This window comes from Pandoraea capi, assembly GCF_902459735.1.
Classification (GTDB): Bacteria; Pseudomonadota; Gammaproteobacteria; order Burkholderiales; family Burkholderiaceae; genus Pandoraea; species Pandoraea capi.
On the sequence record NZ_CABPRV010000015.1, the window covers coordinates 38,216 to 65,121 of the forward strand.

The 26,906-nt window shown below is 61.5% G+C and carries 25 protein-coding genes and 1 tRNA gene; 6 read left to right on the top strand and 20 right to left on the bottom strand.

Features of this window, described 5'->3' with window-relative positions; genetic code table 11:
* Positions 1-336: 336 nt before the first annotated feature.
* The 12 genes from PCA20602_RS23595 to PCA20602_RS23650 form a co-directional block, all read right to left on the bottom strand.
* Complete coding sequence (locus tag PCA20602_RS23595; protein WP_150723272.1) at positions 337-741, bottom strand: MerR family transcriptional regulator; 405 nt, start codon at positions 739-741, stop codon at positions 337-339.
* An 80-nt stretch (positions 742-821) separates the two neighbouring features.
* Positions 822-1,214, bottom strand: a complete 393-nt coding sequence (locus PCA20602_RS23600) for an integration host factor subunit alpha (RefSeq protein ID WP_069343923.1) — start codon at positions 1,212-1,214, stop codon at positions 822-824.
* A 63-nt stretch (positions 1,215-1,277) separates the two neighbouring features.
* Complete coding sequence (pheT, locus tag PCA20602_RS23605; RefSeq protein ID WP_150723273.1) at positions 1,278-3,716, bottom strand: phenylalanine--tRNA ligase subunit beta; 2,439 nt, start codon at positions 3,714-3,716, stop codon at positions 1,278-1,280.
* 86 nt (positions 3,717-3,802) lie between these two features.
* Positions 3,803-4,816, bottom strand: coding sequence for a phenylalanine--tRNA ligase subunit alpha (gene pheS, locus PCA20602_RS23610; protein WP_069343921.1), 1,014 nt, complete (start codon positions 4,814-4,816; stop codon positions 3,803-3,805).
* Positions 4,817-4,955: 139 nt separating this feature from the next.
* Positions 4,956-5,315, bottom strand: a complete 360-nt coding sequence (gene rplT / locus PCA20602_RS23615; protein WP_010806048.1) for a 50S ribosomal protein L20 — start codon at positions 5,313-5,315, stop codon at positions 4,956-4,958.
* 25 nt (positions 5,316-5,340) lie between these two features.
* Positions 5,341-5,538, bottom strand: a complete 198-nt coding sequence (rpmI, locus tag PCA20602_RS23620; RefSeq protein WP_010806049.1) for a 50S ribosomal protein L35 — start codon at positions 5,536-5,538, stop codon at positions 5,341-5,343.
* Between the two features lie 178 nt (positions 5,539-5,716).
* Complete coding sequence (gene infC / locus PCA20602_RS23625; RefSeq protein WP_072617484.1) at positions 5,717-6,235, bottom strand: translation initiation factor IF-3; 519 nt, start codon at positions 6,233-6,235, stop codon at positions 5,717-5,719.
* A 52-nt stretch (positions 6,236-6,287) separates the two neighbouring features.
* Entirely contained in the window at positions 6,288-8,195 is a 1,908-nt protein-coding gene (gene thrS, locus PCA20602_RS23630; protein WP_069343920.1) for a threonine--tRNA ligase, read from the bottom strand.
* A gap of 237 nt (positions 8,196-8,432) precedes the next feature.
* Positions 8,433-8,509, bottom strand: a tRNA-Val gene (locus tag PCA20602_RS23635).
* A 196-nt stretch (positions 8,510-8,705) separates the two neighbouring features.
* On the bottom strand, positions 8,706-10,976 hold the full coding sequence (locus PCA20602_RS23640) for a RelA/SpoT family protein (RefSeq protein WP_069344406.1): 2,271 nt from the start codon (positions 10,974-10,976) through the stop codon (positions 8,706-8,708).
* Positions 10,977-11,023: 47 nt separating this feature from the next.
* A complete protein-coding gene (locus PCA20602_RS23645; protein WP_039397700.1) occupies positions 11,024-11,380 on the bottom strand; it encodes a RidA family protein in 357 nt (118 codons plus the stop codon).
* Between the two features lie 66 nt (positions 11,381-11,446).
* Positions 11,447-12,325 (bottom strand): alpha/beta fold hydrolase, encoded by an 879-nt coding sequence (locus tag PCA20602_RS23650; RefSeq protein WP_150723274.1) that lies wholly within the window; start codon positions 12,323-12,325, stop codon positions 11,447-11,449.
* 176 nt (positions 12,326-12,501) lie between these two features.
* On the opposite strand from PCA20602_RS23650, the gene PCA20602_RS23655 reads away from it, so the two are divergent.
* Positions 12,502-13,293, top strand: coding sequence for a 3-hydroxybutyrate dehydrogenase (locus tag PCA20602_RS23655; RefSeq protein WP_150723275.1), 792 nt, complete (start codon positions 12,502-12,504; stop codon positions 13,291-13,293).
* Between the two features lie 224 nt (positions 13,294-13,517).
* On the opposite strand, the gene PCA20602_RS23660 is transcribed toward PCA20602_RS23655, so the two are convergent.
* Both PCA20602_RS23660 and PCA20602_RS23665 read right to left on the bottom strand, forming a co-directional pair.
* A complete protein-coding gene (locus PCA20602_RS23660) occupies positions 13,518-14,156 on the bottom strand; it encodes a CoA transferase subunit B (protein WP_069344403.1) in 639 nt (212 codons plus the stop codon).
* Between the two features lie 23 nt (positions 14,157-14,179).
* On the bottom strand, positions 14,180-14,878 hold the full coding sequence (locus tag PCA20602_RS23665) for a CoA transferase subunit A (RefSeq protein ID WP_069344402.1): 699 nt from the start codon (positions 14,876-14,878) through the stop codon (positions 14,180-14,182).
* Between the two features lie 227 nt (positions 14,879-15,105).
* On the opposite strand from PCA20602_RS23665, the gene PCA20602_RS23670 reads away from it, so the two are divergent.
* Positions 15,106-15,651 (top strand): LuxR C-terminal-related transcriptional regulator, encoded by a 546-nt coding sequence (locus PCA20602_RS23670; RefSeq protein ID WP_150723276.1) that lies wholly within the window; start codon positions 15,106-15,108, stop codon positions 15,649-15,651.
* 45 nt (positions 15,652-15,696) lie between these two features.
* On the opposite strand, the gene PCA20602_RS23675 is transcribed toward PCA20602_RS23670, so the two are convergent.
* From PCA20602_RS23675 to PCA20602_RS23685, 3 genes are all read right to left on the bottom strand, one after another.
* Complete coding sequence (locus tag PCA20602_RS23675) at positions 15,697-16,116, bottom strand: acyl-CoA thioesterase (RefSeq protein WP_139133362.1); 420 nt, start codon at positions 16,114-16,116, stop codon at positions 15,697-15,699.
* Positions 16,117-16,318: 202 nt separating this feature from the next.
* Positions 16,319-17,395 (bottom strand): DctP family TRAP transporter solute-binding subunit, encoded by a 1,077-nt coding sequence (locus PCA20602_RS23680; RefSeq protein WP_150723277.1) that lies wholly within the window; start codon positions 17,393-17,395, stop codon positions 16,319-16,321.
* A 215-nt stretch (positions 17,396-17,610) separates the two neighbouring features.
* The gene (locus PCA20602_RS23685) at positions 17,611-18,387 is read right to left on the bottom strand and encodes an SDR family oxidoreductase (RefSeq protein ID WP_150723278.1); all 777 of its coding nucleotides are present in this window, start codon (positions 18,385-18,387) and stop codon (positions 17,611-17,613) included.
* 178 nt (positions 18,388-18,565) lie between these two features.
* Between PCA20602_RS23685 and PCA20602_RS23690 the strand changes: the two genes are divergently transcribed.
* Together PCA20602_RS23690 and PCA20602_RS23695 are read left to right on the top strand one after the other, a co-directional pair.
* Entirely contained in the window at positions 18,566-20,236 is a 1,671-nt protein-coding gene (locus tag PCA20602_RS23690) for an electron transfer flavoprotein-ubiquinone oxidoreductase (protein WP_150723279.1), read from the top strand.
* 124 nt (positions 20,237-20,360) lie between these two features.
* Positions 20,361-20,678 (top strand): MliC family protein, encoded by a 318-nt coding sequence (locus PCA20602_RS23695; RefSeq protein WP_174981519.1) that lies wholly within the window; start codon positions 20,361-20,363, stop codon positions 20,676-20,678.
* A gap of 130 nt (positions 20,679-20,808) precedes the next feature.
* Here PCA20602_RS23695 and aroC read toward each other — a convergent pair whose 3' ends face one another.
* The 3 genes from aroC to PCA20602_RS23710 are packed head-to-tail and all read right to left on the bottom strand — an operon-like array spanning position 20,809 to position 24,320.
* Positions 20,809-21,912 carry a chorismate synthase gene (gene aroC, locus PCA20602_RS23700; protein ID WP_150723281.1) on the bottom strand — a complete coding sequence of 368 codons (1,104 nt, stop codon included), beginning with the start codon at positions 21,910-21,912 and terminating at the stop codon, positions 20,809-20,811.
* A gap of 36 nt (positions 21,913-21,948) precedes the next feature.
* Positions 21,949-23,868, bottom strand: coding sequence for an MFS transporter (locus PCA20602_RS23705; RefSeq protein WP_150723282.1), 1,920 nt, complete (start codon positions 23,866-23,868; stop codon positions 21,949-21,951).
* Positions 23,865-24,320 (bottom strand): CBS domain-containing protein, encoded by a 456-nt coding sequence (locus PCA20602_RS23710; protein WP_069344393.1) that lies wholly within the window; start codon positions 24,318-24,320, stop codon positions 23,865-23,867. Before PCA20602_RS23710 ends, PCA20602_RS23705 begins: the two co-directional genes overlap by 4 nt.
* 451 nt (positions 24,321-24,771) lie before the next feature.
* On the opposite strand from PCA20602_RS23710, the gene PCA20602_RS23715 reads away from it, so the two are divergent.
* Both PCA20602_RS23715 and PCA20602_RS23720 read left to right on the top strand, forming a co-directional pair.
* A complete protein-coding gene (locus PCA20602_RS23715) occupies positions 24,772-26,079 on the top strand; it encodes an O-acetylhomoserine aminocarboxypropyltransferase (protein ID WP_150723283.1) in 1,308 nt (435 codons plus the stop codon).
* Complete coding sequence (locus PCA20602_RS23720) at positions 26,076-26,891, top strand: alpha/beta fold hydrolase (RefSeq protein WP_150723284.1); 816 nt, start codon at positions 26,076-26,078, stop codon at positions 26,889-26,891. The genes PCA20602_RS23715 and PCA20602_RS23720 overlap by 4 nt, the downstream gene beginning before the upstream one ends.
* The last annotated feature ends 15 nt before the right edge of the window (positions 26,892-26,906 follow it).

A 26,906-nucleotide genomic window follows, 5' to 3' on the forward strand; every position in this document is an offset into this window, starting at 1 on the left:
GGTCGAGATCCTTTCAGCCCTTCGCGCCCCCGCGCGGTAAGGTCGGTATTGGCCCGTTCGTTAAGAGGATCCAGGCGACGCCACTGACGGGCGTCATGTTTCCGGCAAGTGTAAGGCAATCGCCCCGCCCCCGGAAGTCGTTCTGTATCGTCTCAATCGGGGGATGTATGGCGTTCATCGTGCCGGACGAGCGTCGCCCCGCCGTGAAGCGTGCCTTATCTCGGATTACGGAAGTTTCGGCCACCGCCGCATTAGGAGAATCCCGGATCCGACGAGCACCAGGACGTGGCGCCGGATGGACCGTATAGGCCAGATAAGCCGGATGGCGACCCCGGCTCAGGATTTCAACAGGTCGATGACGGATTCGAGACGGCGGCGCAGGTCGCCTACGTCGAGCGCCCCTTCGTCCATTGCCGCCGTGTCGGCAGTCGCCTGACCAGACGCCTGGGCGCCTGCAGCACTGGATGCGCGGGCACCGCGGGGCGTGTCCGCCTCCAGACGATTGCGTGCGCCGTTGATGGTGAAGCCCTGCTCATAAAGCAGTTCCCGGATTCGCCGGATCAGCAGGACTTCGTGATGTTGGTAGTACCGTCGGTTGCCGCGTCGCTTGACCGGACGCAGTTGCGTGAACTCTTGCTCCCAATAGCGCAGCACATGCGGCTTGACACCACATAGCTCGCTCACCTCACCGATGGTGAAGTAACGCTTGGCGGGAATCGGCGGCAAGGCAACGTGATCCATCGCGGCGTTAGCGGAATGGGACGACGGTTAAATTGCGGACGAAAAACCAACGGCCGCCACAGAATGCGGCGGCCGGGGAATTACTTGCTCAGTACACCAGACTCGACCATCGACTTGAGCTTCTGGCTGGCGTGGAAGGTGACGACACGACGCGCAGCAATCGGAATCTCCTCGCCCGTCTTCGGATTCCGGCCCGGCCGTTTTGGCTTGTCGCGTAGCTGGAAGTTACCGAAGCCGGACAGCTTGACGCTGTCACCGGACTCAAGCGCATCGCGAATCGATTCGAAGAAGGCTTCGACCATATCTTTCGCTTCGCGCTTGTTCAGACCGACGTGCTCGAACAGCAGCTCAGCCAGTTCGGCCTTCGTCAGCGTCGGCGCCTCGGTCGAGACCTCGTTCACTTCGCTGCGGCCCAGCGCGATCCGCTGCGCCGCAAGCATGGCTTCAAATTCACCAGGATTCATTTCGTTCATACGTCCCACGCGATGGCGATGACAGTGCGATAACCCACTCGCACCCGGATTTTTTACTGAGCTTTAGGCGCGCAAACGTGCGCCAAACCCTTCTACCCGTTGTACCAGTGCGTTAATGGCGCCCTGGACCGTCTCGTCCTGCAACGTACCCGAGGGGTCTTGCAGAGTAACACGAAACGCCAAGCTTTTGTCCTGCGCTCCCAGCGAGCCCGACGCCGCGCCGGCCTTGGGCCGGAACTCGTCGAACAGGCGCACCGATTGCACGACGTTGCACGCCGGATCGTCCTGACGTGCGGCGAGCATGGCATCGAGCAACACCTGCACCGGCTGCGACTGATCGACCACCAGGGCAATGTCACGGGTGACGGGCGGGAACTTCGAGATGTCCTCGTAGCTTGCCACGTCACGACCGAACAACGCCTCGGCTTCGATTTCGAACAGCACCGGCGCGTGCGGCAGATCGTACTTTTGCTGCCAGCGCGGGTGAAGCTCACCGATGAAGCCCACGCGCTTGCCGTCCACTTCGATCGCAGCACTGCGTCCCGGATGCAGCGCCGGATGCTCAGCCTTCACGAAACGTGCCGTGCGCGGTGCCAGCAACGCTTCGAGATCGCCCTTCACGTCGAAGAAGTCGACCTGACGCGCTGCCGTGCCCCACTGCTCTTCGAACACCGGGCCATAAGCCAGTGCAGCAACCGTCAGCGGCTGACGATAACCGCCAACGCTCAACTCGCCGGACGCCACCGTGTTGTCACGGTGATAGGTGCGGCCGATTTCGAACACGCGAACGCGCGATGCCTTGCGATTCAGGTTGTAGCGCGCTGTCGCAATCAGGCTGCCGATGAGCGTCGAGCGCATCACGGCAAGGTGACTTGCGATCGGATTGAGCAACTTTATCGGATTGTCATTGCCAGCAAAGTCGGCTTCCCATTCCACGTCGACAAAGCTGAAACCAACCGTCTCGTGATAGTCACGCGCGGCGACGGCATGACGAACGGCATGTTGCGAGCGGCGGCCTTCCTGGGTGGGACGCATTTCGCTCGCTGCCACCGGCGGATTGGCCGGAATGCGATCGAAACCGTAAATACGTGCAATCTCTTCGATCAGATCTTCTTCGATCTCGATGTCGAAGCGGTACGACGGCGGCGTCACTTCGAACACGCCATCCTGCAACGTGAACGGCAGGCCGAGACGCGTGAAGATCTCGCTCATCTCCTGCTCGGAGACCGGCACGCCCAGGATCTTGACGGCACGCGCCACGCGCATCTTGACCGGCTGACGCTCGGGCAGCTTCGCAACCTGGTCTTCCAGCGGACCCGCCTGACCACCGCAAATCTCGAGCACCAGTTGCGTTGCGCGCTCAAGCGCACGCACATTGCCCGCGAAGTCGACACCGCGCTCAAAGCGATGCGATGCATCGCTCGTGAAGTTGTACTTGCGTGCACGTCCCTGAATGGCCTGCGGGAAGAAGAACGCGCCTTCCAGGAAGATGTTCTGCGTCTCCAGACCGGCCTTCGTCGAATCACCGCCCATGATGCCGGCCAGGCCGATCGGGCCGCTGGCGTCGGTGATCGCGAGCGTGCTCTCATCGAGCGTCACGGTCTGTTCGTTGAGCAGCTTGAGCGTTTCACCCGCACGACCGAAGCGCACGTCGATCCCGCCTTGCAGACGGTTCAGATCGTAGACGTGCAACGGCTGGCCCAGTTCGAGCATCACGTAGTTGGTGATGTCGACCAGCGCCGAGATGCTGCGCTGGCCAGCACGCTCGAGGCGTTCGACCATCCAGCGCGGCGACGGTGCGGCGGCATTGACATTACGGATGATGCGACCACCGAAGCGGCCACAGCCCTCCGGCGAGCTGATGCGCACGGGCAACGTGTCGGCGATGGTCGCCGCTTGCGCGCCCTGCCCCGGCAGATCCTTGAGCGGGGCACCGGTGATGGCAGCGACTTCGCGCGCCACGCCGAGCAGCGACAGGCAATCCGCCTTGTTAGGGGTGAGCTTGACGACGAACACCGTGTCATCGAGATCGAGATACTCGCGGATGTTCATGCCGACCGGCGCATCTTCCGGCAGGATCATCAGGCCGGCGTGATCTTCCGAGAGCTTCAGCTCGCGTGCCGAGCACAACATGCCGAAGCTCTGCACGCCGCGCAGCTTGCCGATCTTGATCTGGAACGGCGCACCGCCGGCTTCTGCCGGTGGCAATGCCGCGCCCACGGTCGCGCAAGGCACCTTGATGCCCGGCGCAACGTTCGGCGCTCCGCACACGATGGTGAGCGTCTCGCCGGTACCGGCATCCACCTGGCAAACATTCAGACGGTCGGCATCCGGATGACGGGCGACTTCGAGCACCTTGGCCACGACCACGCCGTGAAACGGCGGGGCGACCGGATCGGTTTCTTCGACTTCCAGCCCGGACATCGTCAGGGCGTGCGCCAACGCGTCCGTCGACAAATCCGGGTCGACCAGGGTACGCAGCCACGATTCAGAGAATTGCATGGATCAGTTCGCTCGCAGTTAAGTCTTCACTTCCGGCAGCCCGGCGGCAGCGACGTTGCGCGCCAGCCAGGGGCGGCCGGTATCGATTACATGAATTGGCGCAGGAAGCGCAGGTCGTTCTCGTAGAACAGGCGCAGGTCCTGCACGCCGTAACGCAACATCGTGAGTCGCTCCAGACCCGAACCGAACGCGAAACCGATGTAGCGCTCGGGATCGAGCCCCATGTTGCGGATCACCGTCGGATGCACCTGCCCCGAACCCGAGATCTCGAGCCACTTGCCGGCGTTCTTGCCGGTCTCGAACTGCATGTCGATCTCGGCGGAAGGCTCGGTGAACGGGAAGTACGACGGACGGAAACGCACCTGAATGTCGTCGCGCTCGAAGAACTTGCGCAGGAAGTCGGTGTACACACCCTTCAGGTCGGCGAAGCTGATGTCTTCGGCGATCCACAGCCCCTCGACCTGGTGGAACATCGGCGAGTGGGTGGCATCGGAGTCAACGCGATACGTACGGCCCGGCGCGATCACCTTGATCGGCGGCTTGTTCATGCGCGCGTAGCGCACCTGCATGGGGCTCGTGTGCGTGCGCAGCAGCAACGGCTTGCCGGCGTCGTCATTGCCTTCGACATAGAAGGTGTCCTGCATCGAACGGGCCGGGTGATTTTCCGGGCTGTTCAGCGCAGTGAAGTTGAACCAGTCGGATTCGATCTCGGGGCCGTCGGCCACGTCGAAACCAATGGAACGGAAAATCTGTTCAACGCGCTCCCAGGTGGTGAGCACGGGGTGCAGGCTGCCAGCGCCCAGGCCTCGGCCGGGCAGCGTGACGTCGATAGCCTCGGCGGACAGGCGCGCATCGAGCAGCGCGTCGGCCATGGCCTGACGGCGCGCCTGCAAGGCGCCTTCGATCTGTTGCTTGGCCGCATTGATCCGTGCGCCTTCGGTCTTGCGCGCTTCGGGATCGAGCTTGCCGAGGCCCTTGAGCAACTCGGTCAGCTGACCGGTCTTGCCAAGAAAGCGGGCTTTCTCGTTTTCCAGTGCGGCGGCGTCGGGAGCGGCGGCGAATGCACGCTGCGCTTCGCTGACGATAAGTTCCAGATCCATATGCTACAGACTCAGGTTAGGCGGTCGGAGTGGCCGCATGTTCAAGCAAAAAAGCGGGCGAAAAACAAAAGGGGGCTCCGATGAGAGCCCCCTCCTGGCGAATGGCACGCGATAAAACGCGCTATACGCTAACTACAGCTTAGGCTGCGACGGCGGCTTTCACCTGGGCGACAATCGCGGCAAATGCCGGCTTGTCGTTGATGGCCATGTCGGACAGCACCTTGCGGTCGAGTTCGATCGAGGCCTTCTTCAGACCAGCGATGAACACGCTGTAGGTCATACCGTGCTGACGCACACCTGCATTGATACGCGCAATCCACAAAGCGCGGAACACACGCTTCTTGTTACGGCGATCGCGATAGGCGTATTGCCCGGCGCGCATGACCGCTTGCTTGGCGATGCGGAAGACGTTATTGCGGCGGCCGCGGAAACCCTTGGCTGCTGCGATGACTTTCTTATGGCGGGCCCGTGCGGTGACCCCACGTTTGACTCGAGGCATGTTTCTCTCCTATCTAAGTCGGGGTTTAAGCGAAGGGCAGCATTGCGCGTACGGAGTTCAGATCAGACTCATGAACGCCGACGGCACCGCGCAGGTGACGCTTATTCTTGGTGGTCTTCTTCGTCAAAATGTGACGCTTGAAGGCCTGACCACGCTTAACGGTACCGCCAGGACGCACGCGAAAGCGCTTCTTGGCACCGCTCTTGGTTTTCATCTTGGGCATGAAAAACTCCAGGGTTTTTAACATGATCACAGGTGTGACGCCAAAATCGCGCCCCTTTCAGGACCTGGGACCACTTATTTTCAGGGTCTGACTGCACCCTGCATCGCTGCTGCGGTCCTTGCGGACTACAGCGGCAATTCCTTACTGCCTGACGGCGCCACTCGGCACCGCCACGGCCTTATTTCTTCTTCGGCGCGATGACCATGATCATCTGACGGCCTTCCATCTTCGGCATCTGTTCCGGCTGGCCGAACTCTTCGAGATCGGACTTCAGACGTTCCAGCATACGAGCACCGATTTCCTGGTGAGCCATCTCACGACCGCGGAAACGCAGCGTGATCTTGGTCTTGTCGCCGTCTTCGAGGAAACGCTTCAGATTGCGCAGCTTGACGTTGTAGTCACCGTCGTCGGTGCCAGGACGGAATTTGACTTCCTTGATCTGGACAACCTTCTGCTTCAGCTTGTTCTCGTGCGCTTTCTTCTGTTCCGAATACTTGAATTTGCCGTAGTCCATCAGACGGCAAACCGGCGGATTCGCGGTCGGTGCAATTTCCACCAGATCGACATCAGCCTCTTCGGACAGACGGAAAGCTTCTGCCAGTTTCACAATGCCGAGCGGCTCGTTGTCGACGCCATTTAGACGCACTTCGGGCGCAGTGATTTCGCCGTTGATGCGATGCGACTTATCGGTAGCGATGTTGCTTATCCTCGAAAAAAGTCAAAAATTTAGCCGCGCTGTCCGACAGGCGTTATTGGAACGATGCGCAATCCTGCGCAAGACGTTCGATGAGCGCGTCAACGGGCATTACACCCAGATCCACGCCGCCACGGGCACGCACGGCTACCGTATTCCCCTCCTGCTCTTTATCCCCCACCACGATGAGATAGGGAACTTTCTGCAAGGAGTGCTCGCGTATTTTATAGCTAATTTTCTCGTTGCGCAAATCGCTCCGAGCCCTAAGCCCTTGTTCTTTCAACTTTTTCGTCACTTCCTGAGCGTAATCGGCCGTTTTTTCCGAGACATTCATGACGATCACCTGCTCCGGCGCGAGCCAGACCGGCAATGCACCAGCATGGTGCTCAATCAGAATACCGATGAAACGCTCGAGCGACCCGAGGATCGCGCGGTGAAGCATGACGGGGCGCTTGCGGCTGTTGTCCTCAGCGACGTACTCGGCGTCGAGACGCTCAGGCATCGAGAAGTCGACTTGCATCGTGCCGCACTGCCACTGACGGCCCAGCGCGTCCTTGAGCGTGTATTCGATCTTCGGACCGTAAAACGCCCCGTCACCCTCGGCGATCTCGAATTCGCAGCCCGAACGGCGCAGCGATTCCATCAACGCAAACTCGGCCTTATCCCAGTTCTCGTCGGAACCGACACGATGCTCAGGGCGCGTAGCGACCTTGTAGATCATGTCCGTAAAGCCGAAATCCTTGTAGACGGCATGCAACAGCGCCGTGTAGTTCACGCACTCGTCGAGGATCTGATCTTCCGTACAGAAAATGTGACCGTCGTCCTGCGTGAACCCGCGCACGCGCATCAAACCGTGCAAACCGCCCGACGGCTCGTTGCGATGGCATTGCCCGAACTCGCCGTAGCGCAGCGGCAGATCGCGGTAGCTATGCAGCGCCGAATTGAAAATCAGAACGTGCCCAGGACAGTTCATCGGCTTCAGCGCGTAAGCGCGATTCTCCGACTCCGTCGTGAACATGTTGTCCTTGTAGTTCTCCCAGTGTCCCGACTTTTCCCAGAGCGAGCGGTCGAGAATCTGCGGCCCCTTCACTTCCTGATAGCCGTTGTTGCGATAGACGCGGCGCATGTACTGCTCGACCTGCTGCCAGAGCGTCCAGCCCTTCGGGTGCCAGAAGATGAGACCGGGCGCCTCTTCCTGCATATGGAAGAAGTCCAGCGCACGGCCGAGTTTGCGGTGATCGCGCTTTTCCGCCTCTTCGAGCATATGCAGATACGCGTCCTGGTCTTCCTTCTTCGTCCAGGCCGTGCCATAGATACGCTGCAACTGCTCGTTCTTCGCATCGCCACGCCAGTAGGCGCCGGCGACCTTCATCAGCTTGAAGACCTTGAGCTTGCCGGTCGACGGCACGTGCGGACCACGGCACAGGTCGACGAACTTGCCTTCGCGATACAGGCCGATCTCATCCGTTGCCGGAATCGATTCGATGATCTCCGCCTTGTACTTCTCGCCCATCGACATGAACAGACGCACGGCGTCGTCGCGCGACATCACTTCGCGCGTGACGGGCTCGTCCTTCTTGGCGAGCTCATGCATCTTCTTCTCGATGGCTTCGAGGTCTTCCGGCGTGAAAGCACGGTGGAACGAGAAGTCGTAGTAGAAGCCGTTGTCGATGACCGGACCGATCGTGACCTGCGCCTCGGGGAACAACTCCTTGACGGCATATGCCAGCAAGTGAGCCGTCGAGTGACGAATGATGTCCAGGCCGTCGGCATCCTTATCTGTGACGATGGCGAGACTCACGTCGCGATCGATCAGATAAGACGTGTCGACCAGCTTGCCGTCGACGCGACCTGCGAGGGCCGCCTTGGCCAGCCCCGTGCCGATCGAGCCGGCCACTTGCGCCACCGTGAGCGGGGCTTCGTACTGGCGTTGCGAACCGTCAGGCAAACGTACCGAAATCATGTCGCACTCCCATGCGCAAAAACGTCACGCGCGGCCCACGCCACGCGGCAAACCACGAAAAAAAACGGCCTCGACTGTCGTCGAGGCCGTCTCTTCATTCCTTGCATCCAGACGAAAAACACCCTCGACTTAACGTCGCACCTTCACCACTGTGAAAGTTCGGGCAGTCTTCAACATGAGTGTTTTCCAGCGCCTGTGTCTGCGGGGTTTCGCGGACTGCAATGCATTAAATTTCGTTGGTAGGCTCGATTGGATTCGAACCAACGACCCCCACCATGTCAAGGTGGTGCTCTAACCAACTGAGCTACGAGCCTACTGCAAGAGAACGAGATTCTAGCAAGGTTTCGTCACATCGCCAAGCGATTATTGTGCCTGCCGATCGAAAACCGCATCAAACAAGGCTTTCACGCGTTGTTGCATCGCAAGGTCAAGCTCTTGAAACGGCTCGGTCGGCCGTCAAAACCGCCGACCGAGCCACCCCGCGACGACTTGTCGCTTATCGCCTATCGCTTAACGCCGGCGCGACGACACCACACCCGTCACCCCGGTCAGTTGCGCCAGCGCACGCTGCAACTGACCGCCATCGCGCACTTCCACGGTGAATTGCATGAATGCCTGCGCCCCGCGAGATTGCGTGCTGACGCCCGTCACATTGAGCTTTTCCCGAGAAAACACTTCGGAGATATCCCGCAGCAACCCCTGACGGTCGGTCGCCTCGATCTGAATATCCACCGGATACGCGGCCACACCACGCCCTTCCAGCACATCGGACGACCAGGCCGTCTGAATCACACGCTCCGGCGAACGCGCCTTCATCGCCTGGAAACTATTGCAGTCCTGCCGGTGAATCGACACGCCCTTGCCGCGCGTGACGAACCCGACGATCGGATCGGGCGGCGCGGGGCGGCAGCACTTCGCCAATTGCGTGAGCAACGCGCCCACGCCGACCACCAGCACACCGCTCTTCGCGCCCTGCGCCACGCTCGTGTCGAGACTTTTCTTGGCAACGAGCGTGTCTTCGTCACGCGGCTCCGGCCCCGGCAAGTTGCCGGACAACGCCTGCTCCACGTGACGCAGACTGAACTCGTCCTTCGCGATGGACGCGTAAAGATCGTCCGGCGTACGAAAACCGAGACGCGCCGCCAGTTCTTCAAGATTGACGGACGTCTTGCCTTCGCGCTGCAACGTCTTGTCGACCAGCGTACGGCCCTGCGCGATCGTCTCTTCGAGGTCGATGGCATTGAACCACTGCCGCACCTTCTGACGCGCCCGATGGCTCTGCAAATACCCCAACTGCGAATTGAGCCAATCCCGCGACGGCCCACCCTGCTTGACCGTGACGATCTCGACCGTCTGCCCGTTTTGAAGGGGCGTATTGAGCGGCACCATCGCGCCATCCACGCGAGCGCCACGGCAGCGATGCCCCAGCTCCGAATGCAGGTGATAGGCAAAGTCGACCGGCGTCGCGCCTTGCGGCAACGAAATGACACGCGCCTGCGGCGTCAGCACATAGATGTGGTCATCGATGGTCGCCCGCTTGAGCTGCTCCCACGGCTGCACCGCGCCTTCGGCACCGACGGTATCGGCAACATCGTCTTTCCATGCGAGCAATTGACGCAGCCACGCGATCTTCTCGTCGTAGGCCTCGTTCGCCGAAAACGCGCCGCCATAACCGCGCTGCCCGGCTTCCTTGTAGCGCCAGTGCGCCGCAATGCCATACTCGGCAAAGTGGTGCATTTCGTGCGTCCGGATCTGCACCTCGAACGCCCGCCCGTCGTCGCCAATCACTACCGTATGCAACGACTTGTAGCCGTTGGGTTTCGGTCGAGAGATGTAATCGTCGAACTCTTTCGGAATCGGCTGCCACAGGTTATGGACGATGCCCAGCACCGTGTAGCAATCCTTGATGTCTTCGACGATCACGCGAAACGCCCGCACATCGTAAAGCTCGGCAAAATCGACCGCCTTGCCGCGCATCTTCTTCCAGATGCTGTAGATGTGCTTGGGCCGCCCCGACACCTCGGCCTTCACTTCCGCGCGCGCCAGTTCATCCTGAAGACGCTGAATCGCGCCTTCGATGAACGTCTGCCGCTCGACGCGCTTTTCCTCCAGCAGCTTGGCGATCTGCTTGTAGGTCACCGGCTCCAGAAAGCGGAACGCGAGATCTTCGAGCTCCCACTTCAGTTGCCAGATACCAAGACGGTTCGCCAGCGGCGCATAGATCTCAAGCACCTCGTGCGGCATGTCTTCCGGCGGGGCCTTCTTTTCGGCGGCATACCAGCGCAGGGATTGCAGACGCGACGCCAGCCGGATCATCACGACACGGATGTCCTGAGCAAATGCCAGCAGCATCTTGCGCAAGCCTTCGACCTGCGACTTGCGCTCCGCCGACGCGTCGCGATCGCGCCCGTCGGACGGCATCGCCTGCGCAGCACGGGCGCCCGCGCCGGACAGACGTTGCAGCTTGCGCACATCGATCACGAGCGCAGCCACTTCCGCGCCAAACTTCTGCGTCAGTGTGGTTTGCGGATCCGGGAGGAATTCGACGGCAGAGAAAAGCGCCGCCGCCTGATGCGTCGCCTCGTCGACACGCAGCGTGTCGAGAATCGCGATCATGCCGCGCGCATGCGCCATGATCGGCTCGCCGGACGAAAGCACGTTCTCGCCGCACAGCGTCGCGGCGAACGCGAGGGCGTCGTCGAGCGTGGCGGGCAAAGGTGCATCACCCACACCCGGCGTCGAGGGCGACCCTGTAGATGTCGGTGCTTGGTGTTGGTTCATGTCGGAACGCGGGGCGACCAGCGCCCCGGATATTGCGGGTCGCGCACTCAGCTTTCGCGCTGAGCGGCCACGACCACGATTTCAACAAGCATGGCAGGATCGGCGAGCAATGCCTGCACCGTGGCGCGCGGGGGAGCGTTACCGGCCGGCACCCACTCGTCCCACACCTGGTTCATTTCACCGAAGTACTTCATGTCCGAGATGAAAATCTGGCAGGACAGAATCAGCGACTTGTCGCTGTTGGCCTCGCCGAGCAGACGGTCGATATGCGCGAGGACCTGACGTGTCTGACCGGCCATGTCCTGCGAGCGGTCATCGGGGGTCTGACCGGCCAGATAAACGGTGCCATTGTGCACGGCCATGTCCGACCAGCGCTTTTCGACGTAAAAACGTTGTACTGCCATGATGTAAAACTCCTCGTGTTCTTCTGACTTCGGATAAGCCACCGCACGTCGCCGCCAAGGCGAGCATCAGTCGGCATACCCCTCAAAAAACCGGCGCGCGATCTCGATTTGATCCGCATGCACGAATGTCGGCGCGTGACCCACGCCGGGGATTTCCACGGCGCGCGCGTGTTGCGCGTGCGCCAGCATCTGTTCTTGCGTCGTACGTGAGAGCAGATCCGACTGCTCACCCCGCACGACCAGCGTGCGGCCCGGGAACGCCGCCAGCGACGCCCAGAGCATGGCCTCGCCAGCAGCAATGGCCTCGGGCGGAATTGCCGCGAATGCCGCGCCGATGGATGGATCGTAACGCAGCACATAACCGTCGCCATCGGCCTTGAGCAGCGGTTCGCTAAGGCCAAGCCACTCCTCTCGCGTATGCGGCCCGAACGCCGACGAAATCGACCAGAGATAATCGGCGCCTTCGTCCAATGTGGCAAAACGCTTCGGAATGCCGACATATTGACCGATGCGTGCGAGTGCCGCCGCATCGATATGCGGTCCCACGTCATTGAGCAACAAGTTGCGAATCGGCGTGTCCGGCAGTCCCGCGAGCCCCATGCCGATGAGCCCGCCCATCGACGTACCGAACCAGTCCACTGTCGCCACACCGAGACGCGCAATCAGCGTCACCATGTCCGACACGTATTGCGGCACGACGTAGCCTGAGGGATTCGCCAGCCAGGACGACTGCCCGCGCCCCACGACATCGGGACACACCACACGGTAATCGTTCGCAAACACCTTCGCCAGCGCGTCAAAATCGCGGCCACATCGCGTGAGGCCGTGGACGCAGACCAATACCCGGGGATTGTCAGGGTCGCCCCATTCCGCGTAGGCCATGCGATGCAACCCGGAAGGACTCAGACACTGAACGTTCGATAGACGCGGCACGTGGCTCGGCATGACAGGCTCATCGGATCGGTTTCCAGACCCGAATTCTACCGCGCTTGCCGCGAACCGTAAGCTAGAATGAGGTCACTCATGAGTCGCATTGCGCCGCACCCTGCGGCCGCACTCATTGAACGCACTCATCGAACGCAGCTTCCTCCCCCACCCTCCTCCCACACGGAGACCATGCAATGCTGAAAGGAAAAATCGCCCTCGTGACCGGCTCGACCAGCGGCATCGGTCTGGGCATGGCACAAGCGCTTGCCGCACAGGGCGCCACGCTCATCACGAACGGCTTCGGCGACGCCGACGCGGCGCGCGCCGCCATCACCGCCGCAGCGGCAAAGGCGGGCCACACGGGCACACAGGTCGGCTATCACGGTGCGGACATGAGCCGCGCCAGCGAGATCGAGGCAATGATGCTGTACGCCGAATCCGAGTTCGGCGGCGTGGACATTCTGGTGAACAACGCGGGCATTCAGCACGTCGCCGAAATTCAGGATTTTCCGACGGACAAATGGGACGCGATCATTGCCATCAACCTGACGTCCACCTTTCACACCACGCGACTTGCATTGCCCGGCATGCGTACCCGCAACTGGGGACGCATCATCAACATTGCGTCGGTGCACGGTCTTGTCGGATCGGCAGGCAAATCGGCATATGTGGCAGCCAAACACGGCATTGTCGGCCTGACCAAGGTCACGGCACTGGAAAACGCACAGACCGGCGTGACGGCAAACGCCATTTGCCCGGGATTTGTCCTCACCCCGCTCGTGCAGAAGCAGGTGGACGATCGCGCGGCACGGGACAAGCTCTCCGGCGACGAAGCGAAGCGCTCGCTGCTTGGCGAGAAGCAGCCGTCGGGTGAGTTCGTTACCCCCGAACAACTTGGCGCCCTTGCGGTCTTCCTGTGCAGCGAAGCGGCGGCGCAGGTGCGTGGCGCCGCATGGAACATGGACGGCGGCTGGGTCGCGCAATGAGTCTGCGATACTGTCGGCACTATAAGTCGACGCTATAGGTTGGCGACATCTGAAAAACAAAACGGGCGGGGATATCCCCGCCCGTTTTGCATTTGACGAACCAACTTCCTACTCGCACAGGCCGCCGGGTTCAACGGCCGCGGCAACCCACCCGTCGTCAATCGCGCGCTGCGACCTGCTCAACGGCCAACTCCCGCCGAGCGTGCGCAGTGCTTCGCCCAACGTCAGACAGCGCTCGTGTCGAGCGGCGCGCCGGTCTTCTGCGAGATTTCTTCCTTCGTCACGCCCGGCGCCAACTCGGCCACCTTCAAGCCATCCGGCGTCACATCGATCACGCCCAGATCGGTAATGATGCGGTTGACCACACCAACGCCCGTCAACGGCAGATCGCAAGCCTTGAGAATCTTGTGGGCATCGCCCTTGGCAACGTGCTCCATGAGCACGACCACGCGGCCGACACCAGCGACGAGATCCATCGCGCCACCCATCCCCTTGATCATCTTGCCCGGTATCATCCAGTTGGCGAGATCACCCTTTTCGCTGACCTGCATCGCCCCGAGAATTGCCAGATTGATGTGACCGCCGCGAATCATCGCGAACGAGTCGGCCGACGAGAAGATCGACGAACCGGGCAGCGTCGTCACCGTCTGCTTGCCCGCGTTGATCATGTCGGCGTCGACTTCGTCTTCCGTCGGGAACGGGCCGATACCGAGCAGACCGTTTTCCGATTGCAACCAGACTTCCATACCATCCGGCACATGGTTCGCCACCAGTGTGGGCAAGCCGATACCGAGGTTCACGTAGAAGCCATCTTCAAGCTCACGCGCCGCGCGAGCCGCCATTTCATCACGATTCCATGCCATGGTTATCTCCTTGATCTCGGCGCTTACTTGGCACGTACCGTGCGCTGTTCGATGCGTTTTTCCGGATGCGCGTTCAGCACGATGCGTTGAACGAAGATCCCCGGCAGGTGCACGTCGTCCGGATCGATCGAACCGGTTTCCACCAGCTCCTCGACTTCGACGATCGTGATCTTGCCGGCCATGGCGGCCATCGGGTTGAAGTTACGGGCGGTGCGATTGAACACGAGGTTGCCGGCGCGATCGGCCTTGGCCGCTTTCACCAGTGCGACGTCGGCGCGCAGCGAGCGCTCCATGATGTACGTTTCGCCGTCGAACTCGCGTGTGTCCTTCCCCTCGGCCACGACAGTGCCCACACCGGTCTTCGTAAAGAACGCCGGAATGCCCGCACCACCGGCGCGCAGCTTCTCGGCCAGCGTGCCTTGCGGCGTGAATTCAAGCTCGAGTTCGCCCGCCAGATACTGGCGCTCGAACTCCTTGTTCTCGCCCACGTACGACGAAATCATCTTCTTGATCTGACGCGTCTCGAGCAGCAGACCGAGGCCAAAGCCATCGACGCCGGCATTGTTGCTGATGCAGGTGAGCCCCTTGACGCCCGAGTCGCGCAGCGCGGCGATCAGGGCCTCCGGAATGCCACACAGGCCGAAGCCACCGACGGCGAGCGTTTGCCCGTCTGCGACGACACCGGCGAGCGCCTCCTTGGCGCTGGCGTATACCTTGTTCATCGTTTGTCCCTTTCCCTCGGTTGAGAATTGAAATTATGCCGCGCGCTCACGCGTTGCGAGACTCGCGCGAACCCTCGAAATGCCACCGTCCACGCGCCTCATGCAACCACAGAGCTTACGGTGCCGCGCAAATGGGGCACAATACGTGAAATTACATATCTTCCCGCGCGCCGCGCCGCAACACGCGGCGAAGCCGCACGTGTGACCGACCGGATCGTACTTCCCCCATGCCGACGTTCGACTACCAGACAGCCTTTCACATCGCACCAGTGGGTCTGGTCATCTCACGCCAGCGCATCATCGAAGACTGTAACCGCCAGCTCGGCAAGATTTTCGGTTACGACCACGAAACACTGATCGGCAAATCCTTTCAGGTGTTGTATCCGTCGCCCAAAGAGTTCGAGCGCATCGGCGAGCGCATTCCTCCCATCATGAGCACACAGGGCGTCTATTCGGATGAGCGCATCATGCGTCGCGCTAACGGCGAGCTGTTCTGGTGCCATGTCACCGGCCGCTCACTCGACGTGAACGATCCGCACGCCGCCGGTTTGTGGACCTTCGAGGACATTTCGGCCACGCGACGCGTCGCCGTCGCCCTGACCGCCCGTGAGCGCGAAATCGCCGCACAACTCGTGCAAGGCAAGACGAGCAAACAGATCGGCAAGGTCCTCGAGATCAGCCCGCGCACCGTCGACATTTATCGGGCGCGCCTGATGCAAAAATACGGCGCCGGCACGGCGACCGAACTTGTCCAGCGCCTGCTCGGCAACTAACCCCAATCTCCCCCGTGCATCACGGGGGTGGAGGGGGAGGGAACATTACTCTCCGGCAAACAAGGTCCGTACGGCCTGCGGCAGCGGCACCGACTTCTCGGCCTGATAGTTCACCCATACGATCTTGGCGCCGCCCTCGGCGACGAGGACGTCGGGCAGATCGGCGCGGCGCAGTTCGAAGCGCGTATCGACACTGCTGCGCCCGGGTTCACCGATGAACATGCGGCAATCGATATCGCCCGGGTAACGCAACTGACGCAGAAACGTCATATTCGCGTTGACGATGACCGGCCCCTCTCCCGTCTCACGCTCTTCCGACGCGATATCCAGCGTCTCCAGCCACGAAATACGCACCTGCTCCATGTAGCGGAAGTACACGGTGTTGTTGACATGTCCGAAAGCATCCATATCGCCCCAGCGAATGGGCATGCTCATTCGGAAGACTTCCTTGAACTCTGACGACACTGCAAATTCCTCATGATCGAAAACAGCGCCTTGCCGAGAAATGACAAGGCGTCATGAGAATGAAGTGTAGCGCCTCGGCCCGGGCGGCGCGCATCACGCCATGGGGATTGGCTTCGAGAAGGCGTTATTTCAGAATTGCTGGGGAGCGCCGCCTCGGAAGATTCCGAAGCGGCAGCGCGGGATCGGCCCGAGGCCGTGAGTGCTACTTGCGAACGCCGCCAGCCTGGGCCGGGGTCTGCGGCTTGCTGGCCATCGAATCGTCCTTGACCGCTGCTTCCGCCTTTTCGACCAGATCCCGCCCAACGAGCGCCTTCCACTTGGCATAGACCGGACGCGTTGCATCGACAAAGCGCTGACGCTGCTCGGGCGTCAATCGGGTGACCTTCACGCCGCGCGCCTCCAGTTCATCCCACATGCCCTGCCCGGTGCTCAGCAGATCCTCGCGAGCGAGCGTCACTTCGAAGCGTGCCGCCTCCATGGCTGCGTCGCGTACGATGTCGCGATCCTGCGGTGACCAGCTATCCCAGACCTGCCGGTTGACCACGAAGACGATCGGGTCGGCCACGTAATCCCACATCGTGATGTAGCGTTGCCCGGCCGTATCGAGCTTGGCGTTGTTGAAAATCGTGATCGGATTTTCCTGACCATCGATCTTGCGCGCGCGCAGCGCGCGAATCGCCTCGCCCCACGTCATTTGGGTCGGTGTCGCGCCCAATGCCGTGAAAATGTCGTTGAACAGCAGGGAGCCCACCACACGGAAACGCAGCCCGCGCATATCGTCAGGCGATCGGATCGCACGCCGAGAATTGCTCAGTTGGCGAAAGCCGTTTTCCCCCCACGCAAGCGGCACGACGCCCTGCTCTTCCACGCGACGAAACAGCTCGCGCCCGACGTCGCCCTGCGTCAGCGCGTCGACGGAACGATAGCCGCGCAGCAGGAACGGTAGCGAGAAAACATTGAACTCCGGAATGGCCGACGACCAGTTGATCGTCGACCCCACGGCCATGTCGATGACCCCCTGACGCAACGCCGTGAACTCGCGCGTCTGGTCGCCGCCCATGAGCGTGGCGTTGGGATGCAGTCGAATGTTGATGCGCCCGTGAGTCCGCTCGCGCACCATGTCCGCCCAGAGTTGGGTGCCTTTGCCCCAGGGCGAGCCCGTATCGGGCACGATCGACAGCGTGTATTCGGCCTTGTAAGGTTGTGCGGCCACCGGCAGCGCGATTGCGGCGAGGGCAAGCGCGACTCCGACGAGCCCCCGCCAGCCTTGATTACGCATGTTGTCCTCGAGATGATTCGGGATCCGACGTCAACACGACGCCATTCGCGATTCCCGTAAACGTCCCGAAATTATGCGCTCGTCGCCATGAAGCTGACTGCCTCGGACAATCCCCGATTGCCGCATGGCGACTGGCCTGCACAATCGGGAAAATCGTCTCGCGATCGGCGCGGATCGGGCGCCGCCATCGGCCCGCCCGGCCTGTCTTCACCCTCTCAGCCGATGGCCAGACCGTCGTCGATGGTCATGATGGAGCCGTTGATAAATCGGGAATCGTCTGAAGCCAGAAGCAGAATCAACCCATCGAGATCGCCTGGCTCACCCACTCGCTGACGCGGCAACATCTGGATCAGTTTGCGCCCGGCTTCGGTCTGCCAATGATCGTGATTGATTTCGGTATCGATATAGCCCGGGCACAGCGCATTCACGTTGATGTTGAAGCGCCCCCATTCAAGCGCCATCGAGCGCGTCATGTGAATGACCGCCGCTTTGCTCATGCAGTAGACGCCCAGCATGGATATCGCCCGCTGCCCGGCCACCGACGCCACATTGATAATTCGATGCTGTCGCTGCGGATCCCCCTTGCTGCGGCGGATCATGCGCTTGGCGACTTCCTGTGCGACGAAGAACGCACCGCGAGTGTTCGTGTCGACGACGTAGTCATAGTCCTGCGGCGTGACATCGACCAGCTTCTGCTGTGTCGACACCCCGGAATTATTGATCAGGATATCGATGGCCCCGGCTTCGGTCTCCGCGTGAGCGACGCCCGCGCGAATGCTGTCGTAATCGGTCACATCGAGCGGCACGACATGGGCAGCGCCGCCCTGCGCCTCGATTTCCGCCCGCAACTCCTTGAGCCGCTCCACGCGGCGGCTGGCCAGCACGACTTTGGCCCCCGCCTGCGCCAGCACCTTGGCGAACTGCATGCCAAGCCCGCTCGACGCCCCCGTGACCATGGCGACTTTGCCCTCCAGATTCAGCGAACGACCCATCTTGTTCTCCCTCGTGCCTGGACCTGCATTGAACTACGGCGTTGCCGCAAGGCCCGCCGCTAGAGCTTCCTACCTACCAAACCGAACGATCGTGCTATTAATATGCGGTTGCGAGGTGAACCCCATTCCCGGAAAATGGCCGCACCCACGAATTCTAACGTTTATAACAGGAGCATCAATGGATCCCAAGCTGCTTGAGCAGTACGGCCCGAGGGAGTCGATGGAATATGACGTCGTCGTTGTTGGCGGCGGTCCGGCCGGCCTGTCCACGGCTATCCGATTGAAGCAACGTGCTCAGGAAGCAGGCAAGGATATTTCCGTTTGCGTGCTGGAAAAAGGTTCGGAAATCGGCGCCCATATTCTGTCCGGCGCCGTGATGGATCCGCGAGCGCTCACTGAACTCATCCCCAACTGGAAGGAACTCGGCGCCCCCCTCGACACCCCCGTGGTCGAAGACCGTTTCCTGTTCCTGAACGAAACCGGTGCGACGGCCACCCCGTCCTGGCTGCTGCCTGCCTGCTTCCAGAACCATGGGAACTACGTCATCAGCCTGGGCAATGTCGTGCGCTGGCTGGGCCAGCAAGCCGAAGCGCTGGGCGTCGAAATCTTCCCGGGCTTCCCCGCTGCCGAGATCCTATACGACGAGAACGGCGCGGTGATGGGCGTGGCGACCGGCAACATGGGCGTGGGCAAGGACGGCGAGCCGACCGAAAACTTCCAGCTCGGCATGGAGTTGCACGCCAAGTACACGATCTTCTCGGAAGGCGCGCGTGGCAGCCTCGGCCGTCAGTTGATGCGCAAGTTCAACCTCGACGATGGCCGCGATCCGCAGGCCTACGGCCTTGGGATCAAGGAATTGTGGGAAATCGATCCGTCCAAGCACAAGGAAGGCCTCGTCATCCACACTGCCGGCTGGCCGCTTAACGCGCAGACTTATGGCGGCTCGTTCCTTTATCACCTGCCAAACCATCAAGTCGCTGTCGGCTTTATCGTCGGTCTGGACTACAGCAATCCGTATCTGTCGCCGTTCGAAGAATTCCAGCGTTACAAGACACACCCGTCGATCCGTCACTTCCTCGAAGGTGGCAAGCGGATCTCGTATGGCGCGCGCGCCATTACGGCCGGTGGCCTGCTGGCCTTGCCCAAGCTGGTCTTCAAGGGTGGCGCGCTGGTCGGCTGCGAAGCCGGTTTCCTGAACGTGAGCCGCATCAAGGGGAGCCACGCCGCGATCAAGAGCGGCATGATGGCCGCCGATGCGGCATTCGATGCGTTGACGGCGGACCGTCAGCGTGACGAGTTGAGCGCCTACCCGGTCGCGTTCGAACAATCTTGGCTGCATGAAGAGCTGAACAAGGCCCGCAACTTCAAGCAGTGGTTCAAGAAGGGGCTGACGGTCGCCACACTGATGACCGGCATCGAGCAAAAGCTGCTGGGCGGCAAGATGCCCTGGACGATTCACCGCAAGAAGGCCGATCACGAATCGCTCCTGCCGGCCGCGCAATGCCAGCCGATCGTTTATCCGAAACCGGACGGCAAGCTCACGTTCGATCGTCTCTCTTCGGTGTTCATCTCGAACACCAATCATGAAGAGAATCAGCCGGCCCATCTGACGCTCAAGGATCCGGGCGTGCCCGTCGGCATCAACCTGAGCGAGTATGCCGGTCCGGAGCAACGCTATTGCCCGGCAGGCGTGTATGAATTCGTGAAGAACGACGACGATTCGGAGCGCTTACAGATCAACGCGCAGAACTGCGTGCACTGCAAGACCTGCGACATCAAGGACCCGACGCAGAATATCGTGTGGGTCACGCCGGAAGGTGGCGGCGGGCCGAACTACCCGAATATGTGATGTTGTAATGCCGCCGGTTCGTCCGGCGGTTTTTGTTTGGACGTCGACGTTGACGTCGCCCGGGCAACTCGCCCGAACTGCAAGTGTCGAATTGACTCCGAATCAACGCCAAAGGCAAGGAGGCATGATGCCGAGCATTTCCTCAAGACTTTCGGGTGTGGCACTGGCCGGTGCGCTCGCGCTTGCGGCAGGTGCCGCGCAGGCCAAGACGGTGAGCTACTTGTGCGATAACTCGCATGTCGCAGTGGTCGTCTATGACGATCACGATCTCGGCGGCAACGTGACGCTCTATTGGATGGGGCAGCGCGAAGTGCTCAAACCCGCACGCGCGGCAAGCGGCGAAAAGCACGTGGGACGCACGCTCATCTGGTGGAGCAAAGGCCCGGAAGGCACGCTTTATACCGCAAAGGACGAGCGCCCCATCACGCAATGCCGTGAGTGACCCAACCGCGCAGCGCATGCAACTGTAAAAAAACGCCAGACAGTCTGTTGTCTGGCGTTCTTGTTTGGCGCTCGATAACGCGACGAAGGCATCAAGAGCTCTGTCCGTTCTCCGCCTCGATTAGTCCGGTTTAGTCCGGTGCGCGCGCAGGAATGACCGGCGTTTCGATGTGCACGTCCCCGCACTGCGCACGGTGACGCAGCGCATGATCGATTAGCACGAGCGCCAGCAGTGCCTCGGCAATCGGCGTCGCACGAATGCCGACACACGGATCGTGACGGCCGAACGTCTCCACCGTCGACGGTTGCCCCGCCACATCGATCGATCGACGCGGCGTGCGAATACTGGACGTTGGCTTGATGGCGATCGAGACGTCGATATCCTGGCCGGTCGAAATACCGCCGAGAATGCCACCGGCATTGTTGCCGACGAAGCCTTCCGGCGTCAGTTCGTCACCATGCTCGGAGCCCTTTTGCGTCACGCTGCGAAAGCCCGCGCCGATCTCCACGCCCTTGACGGCATTCAGGCCCATCATGGCGTGCGCGATGTCGGCGTCGAGACGATCGAACAGCGGCTCGCCCAGGCCGACCGGCACGCCGGTCGCCACGACGCGCAGCTTCGCGCCCACGGAATCGCCCGCTTTGCGCAAGTCGTCCATATACGTTTCCAACTGCGGGACAACATCGGCATTGGCCGCAAAGAACGGGTTCTGCGACACCTGCGCCCAATCGGTCTGCGGAATCTCCACGTCACCGAGCTGCGTCATGCAACCGCGCACCTGCACGCCATAACGCTCGGCAAGCCACTTCTTCGCCACAGCGCCAGCGGCCACCACAGGTGCCGTGAGGCGCGCAGACGAACGGCCGCCGCCGCGATAATCGCGCACGCCGTACTTCTGCAAATAGGTGTAATCGGCATGTCCGGGACGGAAAGTCTGGACGATGTTGCCGTAGTCCTTGCTGCGTTGATCCGTGTTGCGGATAAGCAAGGCAATGGGGGTGCCCGTCGTCACGCCCTCGAACACGCCGGAGAGAATCTCGACAGCATCCGGCTCGTTACGTTGCGTGACGTGCCGGGACGTGCCCGGGCGTCGGCGATCCAGTTCGATCTGAATGTCGGCTTCCGTCAACGCCATTCCCGGCGGGCAGCCATCGATGACACAGCCGATGGCCGGGCCATGCGATTCGCCGAAAGTGGTCACGGTAAACAGGGTTCCAAGCGTATTGCCAGACATACGGGGATCAGGTTGGGGTGGGACGGAAAGACTCTATTATACCGGCCAGGGGCCGCGCAGCTTGAGCACCTTGTCGCGCAACGACTCCGGCGTGGCCTGGGCCGGCGCGACCGGTTCACCGATCACCAGCTCCAGTCGATTCAGAATGCCGCGTTTGAACGGACGCGTCATTGCCGCCCCGCCGTGCCGCGAGAAGAAACTGCCCCAGAGCCCGCGCAATGCCATCGGCACGACCGGCACCGGCGAGCGCTCGATAATGCGTTGCACGCCTTGCCGGAAAACTTGCAGATCCCCCGACGCAGTCAGCTTGCCCTCGGGGAAGATGCAAACGACCTCGCCCGCCGCAAGCGCCCTGGCAATTTGTTCATAGGCCCGCTCGAGTCTGGCCGCATCTTCATGGGCTGGCGCAATCGGAATTGCGCCAACGGTCCGGAAGAACCACGAGAGCACAGGGATGCGAAAAATCCGTTGATCCATCACGAAACGCACGGGACGCCGGATCGACGCGCCAATGACAACCGCGTCGGCAAAACTCACGTGATTGCACACGAGCACACAGGGCCCCTCATCTGGAATCTGGTCGGCCCCTTTGACATCGATGCGGTAGATCGTGTGAAGCATCAGCCACATGACAAACCGAATCAGGAATTCCGGCAACAGCGTGTACAGATAAACGGCGACCAATGCGTTGAGGATCCCCGTCACCAGATACAACTGATCGATCGTGAACCCGGCCTTGGTGAGCGCCATCGCCATGAGCGCGGACACGACCATGAACAGTGCGTTGAGAATATTGTTGGCCGCGATGATGCGCGCCCGATGCGACGGTTTGCTGCGACTCTGGATCAGCGCATACAACGGCACGCTGTAAAAGCCACCGAACATCGCCAGCAGGAACAGATCCGCCAGCACACGCCAGTGAGCAGGCCGCGAAATGAACTCGCCGACCGTCAACAGCGACGTGCCCGCCGTACCGCCACGGCTAGCAAAGTAAAGGTCAACGGCAAAGACCGTCATGCCGATCGAGCCGAACGGCACCAGCCCGATTTCCACCTTGCCGCCGGAGAGGCGTTCGCACAACAGCGAGCCCACGCCAATGCCCACGGAGAACATGGCAAGGAGCAACGTGACGACGTCCGGACTCGCGCCGAGGACGTCGCGCGCGAAATTGAAGAACGAGGCGAGGAACGTTGCACCGAGAAACCAGAGCCAGGAAATACCGAGCAGGCTCTGAAATACCGCGCGGTCCTCACGTGCAATACGCAGATTCCGCCACGTCTCGGTCAACGGGTTCCAGTTGATGCGCAGATCCGGTTGCGCGGCCGGCGTTTGCGGCACCCACGTCGATACGACGCGCCCCACCACGGCGACACCGATGCACACGCCCGCGATCCAGGGCAGCGCGCCTGCCCCTGCGCCCGCCATCTCTCCCCCGATGATCGTGCCCAGAAGAATCGCCACGAACGTGCCCATTTCGACAAGTCCGTTCCCTCCGACCAGTTCATGGTTGGCGAGATGCTGAGGCAAATAGGCGTATTTCACCGGTCCAAACAGGGTTGAATGCAGCCCCATCAGGAAGGTGCAGGTATAGAGAAGCGGCGCGCTCGTCCAGACGAAACCGGCCGCCCCCACGACCATGATGGCGATTTCCAGCGTCTTGACGAATCGAATCAGACGCGCCTTGTCCCACTTGTCGGCAATCTGTCCGCTGGTCGCCGAAAACAGCAGGAACGGCGCAATGAAGATCGCCGAAATCAGGAACGCCGCCGTCTTGCCGTCGACGTCCTGAAACAGCGATGCGTGGTAGGTGACGAGCGACGTGAACGCGATTTTGAACACGTTGTCGTTCATCGCGCCCAGAAACTGCGTCCAGAAGAACGGCGCGAACCGACGCTCTCTCAGCAGTCGTGATTGGTGGCCGTCGCCGCGAGCCTCGCGCTGACTGGCCTCACTCACTTTGCGTTTTCCGCTTCCTCGGCAGGCCAGTCGCGAATGTAGGCCTTAAGCATGCGGTTCTCGAAGGATTGCTCCTCGACGACCGCACGCGCCACGTCGTAGAACGAAATCACGCCCATGAGCGTGCGGTTCTCCATGACGGGCAAATAACGGGCGTGACGCTCGAGCATCATGCGGCGCACTTCGTTCACGTCGGTCTCGGGGGTGCAGGTGAGAGGATGGTCGTCCATGATCTTGCGAATCGTGGAGCCGCCGACCGTGCCGCCGTTCTTGCTGATCGTGTTGATGATTTCGCGGAACGTGAGCATGCCCACAAGATCGCCGAACTCCATGACGACCAGCGAACCGATGTCGTGCTCCGCCATCGTGTCGACGGCATCGGCCAGCGACGTTTCCGGGGTCACGGTGAAAAGGGTGTTGCCCTTTACTTTCAGAATGTCAGACACACGCATGGCACACACTCCTCATTGTGTTGCTCGGGCAATTCGCGGTACCTCGCGGCAATTCGCGCCGATGTGCGACGAAATGCGACGAAGCACCCTCGCCGGACTTCGGCTTGCGAGACGGATGACCGACGCGTACGCCCGTTGTCTCCGCGTCAAATAGGGATTGAAACCTGTTCGATGGATGCTATCGGAAAGCGTCCGAAAAGGAAAGGCGAAAGACGCTCGCATGACCGCTCGGCGCGGGTTTTCGGGCGATTCCGCACCCGTGATAAGACAACACCTTACCCCCGACATCGGACAACACCGCAATTTCCCTGATGGACCAGATAAAGGCTGCCGGAGCGCACGAAGGTGGTGCTAGGATTGCCGTATACGTAAAGCCTGCATCACGAGTCAGCCCGGTCAGCGCTCATCACTCAAGCGCCCACTTCACGCCATCAGCGAGGCCCTCTCCGACATGTCAGTTCCGCACTTCGACACGCTTGCCCTGCACGCCGGGGCCGCTCCCGATCCTGCCACCGGCGCACGCGCCACACCGATTTACCAGACCACGTCGTTCGTTTTCTCCGACGCCGACCAGGCTGCCGCCCTGTTCAATATGGAGCGCGCCGGACATGTGTACTCGCGCATATCCAACCCGACCAATGCCGTATTCGAAGAGCGCATGGCCGCCTTGGAAAACGGCGTCGGGGCCATCGCGACAGCCAGCGGTCAGGCCGCATTGCATCTGGCCATCGCCACGCTGATGGGGGCGGGCTCGCACATCGTCGCGTCAAGTGCGCTCTATGGCGGCTCACATAATCTGCTGCACTACACGCTGCGCCGTTTCGGCATCGAAACGACCTTCGTTCGCCCCGGCGATCTGGACGCATGGCGCGCCGCGGTCCGGCCGGAAACGCGTCTTTTCTTCGGCGAAACGCTCGGCAACCCGGGGCTCGACGTGCTCGATATCGCGCAAGTCGCCGGGATTGCGCGCGACGCCGGTGTGCCGCTGCTTGTCGACAGCACGTTCACTACGCCGTGGCTCATCCAGCCGTTCGCGCATGGGGCGGACTTCGTCTATCACTCGGCGACCAAGTTTCTGGGCGGACATGGCACGACCATCGGGGGTGTGCTAATCGACGGCGGCACCTTCGATTTCGAAAAGAGCGGCAAATTTCCCGAGCTGACCGAACCGTACGACGGTTTCCATGGCATGGTCTTCGCCGAGGAAAGCTCCGTTGCCCCCTTCCTGCTGCGCGCACGTCGTGAAGGATTGCGCGACTTTGGCGCGTGCCTGCATCCGCAAGCGGCATGGCAACTGCTGCAAGGTGTCGAGACGTTGCCGCTTCGCATGGCGCGACATGTCGACAACGCACGCCGTGTGGTGGAATTTCTGGCGGGTCACGAAGCGGTGGCCAGTGTGGCCTACCCTGAGTTGCCATCGCACCCGGACTACGCGCTGGCCAAGCGACTACTGCCTCGCGGCGCTGGTGCGGTGTTCAGCTTCAATCTGAACGGCGATCGTGAAGCCGGCAAGCGTTTCATCGAGTCGCTGCAACTGTTCTCCCATCTGGCAAATGTGGGAGATGCCCGCTCGCTGGTCATTCACCCGGCGTCCACGACACACTTCCGCATGGACGCAGCCGCTCTCGCCGCCGCGGGGATCGGCGAAGGCACGGTGCGTCTGTCCATTGGACTCGAAGACCCCGACGACCTGATCCAGGACCTCAAGCGCGGCCTGAAAGCAGCCGTCAAATCGTCCACGAAGGGGCAAGGCCGATGAACTTCGAAATCGCAGGCAACAACCTTTACGCCTACACTGCGGGCAAGGCGATGAACCCCGCGCAGCCCACGGTCGTCTTTCTGCATGGCGCGCAACACGATCACAGTGTCTGGGGCTTGCAAAGCCGGTACCTCGCGCATCACGGCATGAACGTACTCGCCCTCGATCTGCCCGGACATCATCGAAGCACCGGGGCGCCGCTCGAAACCATTGGCGAGATGGCGGACCGCGTGGTCGATGTACTGAATGCCACCGGTATCGAGCGGGCCGTCTGGGTCGGTCACAGCATGGGATCGCTGATCGCGCTGGACGCCGCGGCGCGACACCCCGAACGCGTCTCGCGCATCGCGCTCGTCGGCACGGCGTATCCGATGAAGGTCTCCGACACGCTGCTCACGGCCGCCGCAGAACGCGAGCCCGAGGCCATCGCACTCGTCAACGCGTGGTCCCATAGCACGCTCGCGGCCAAACCCTCGGCGCCGAGCCCGGGATCCTGGACGTGGGGCGGCAATCAGCGATTGATGGAGCGCGTGGCGCAGCGCAATCCGGCGAAGGTGTTCCTGACGGATTTCATCGCCTGTAATTCATACGATCTGGGTACGGAGGGGATCGCAAGCATCCAATGTCCGGTGCTTGCCGTGTTAGGGCAGCGTGACCAGATGACACCGCCGCGCGCGGCACAGGCGTTGCTCGACGCCTTGCGCAACGCGGGCGCACCGGTGACGGTGGAGACCGTCAACGCGGGGCACGCGATCATGACGGAGCAACCGGACGCCCTGCTCGATGCCCTCAAGCGATTCGTGCGAGACTGAGCGCGTCACCTTCGC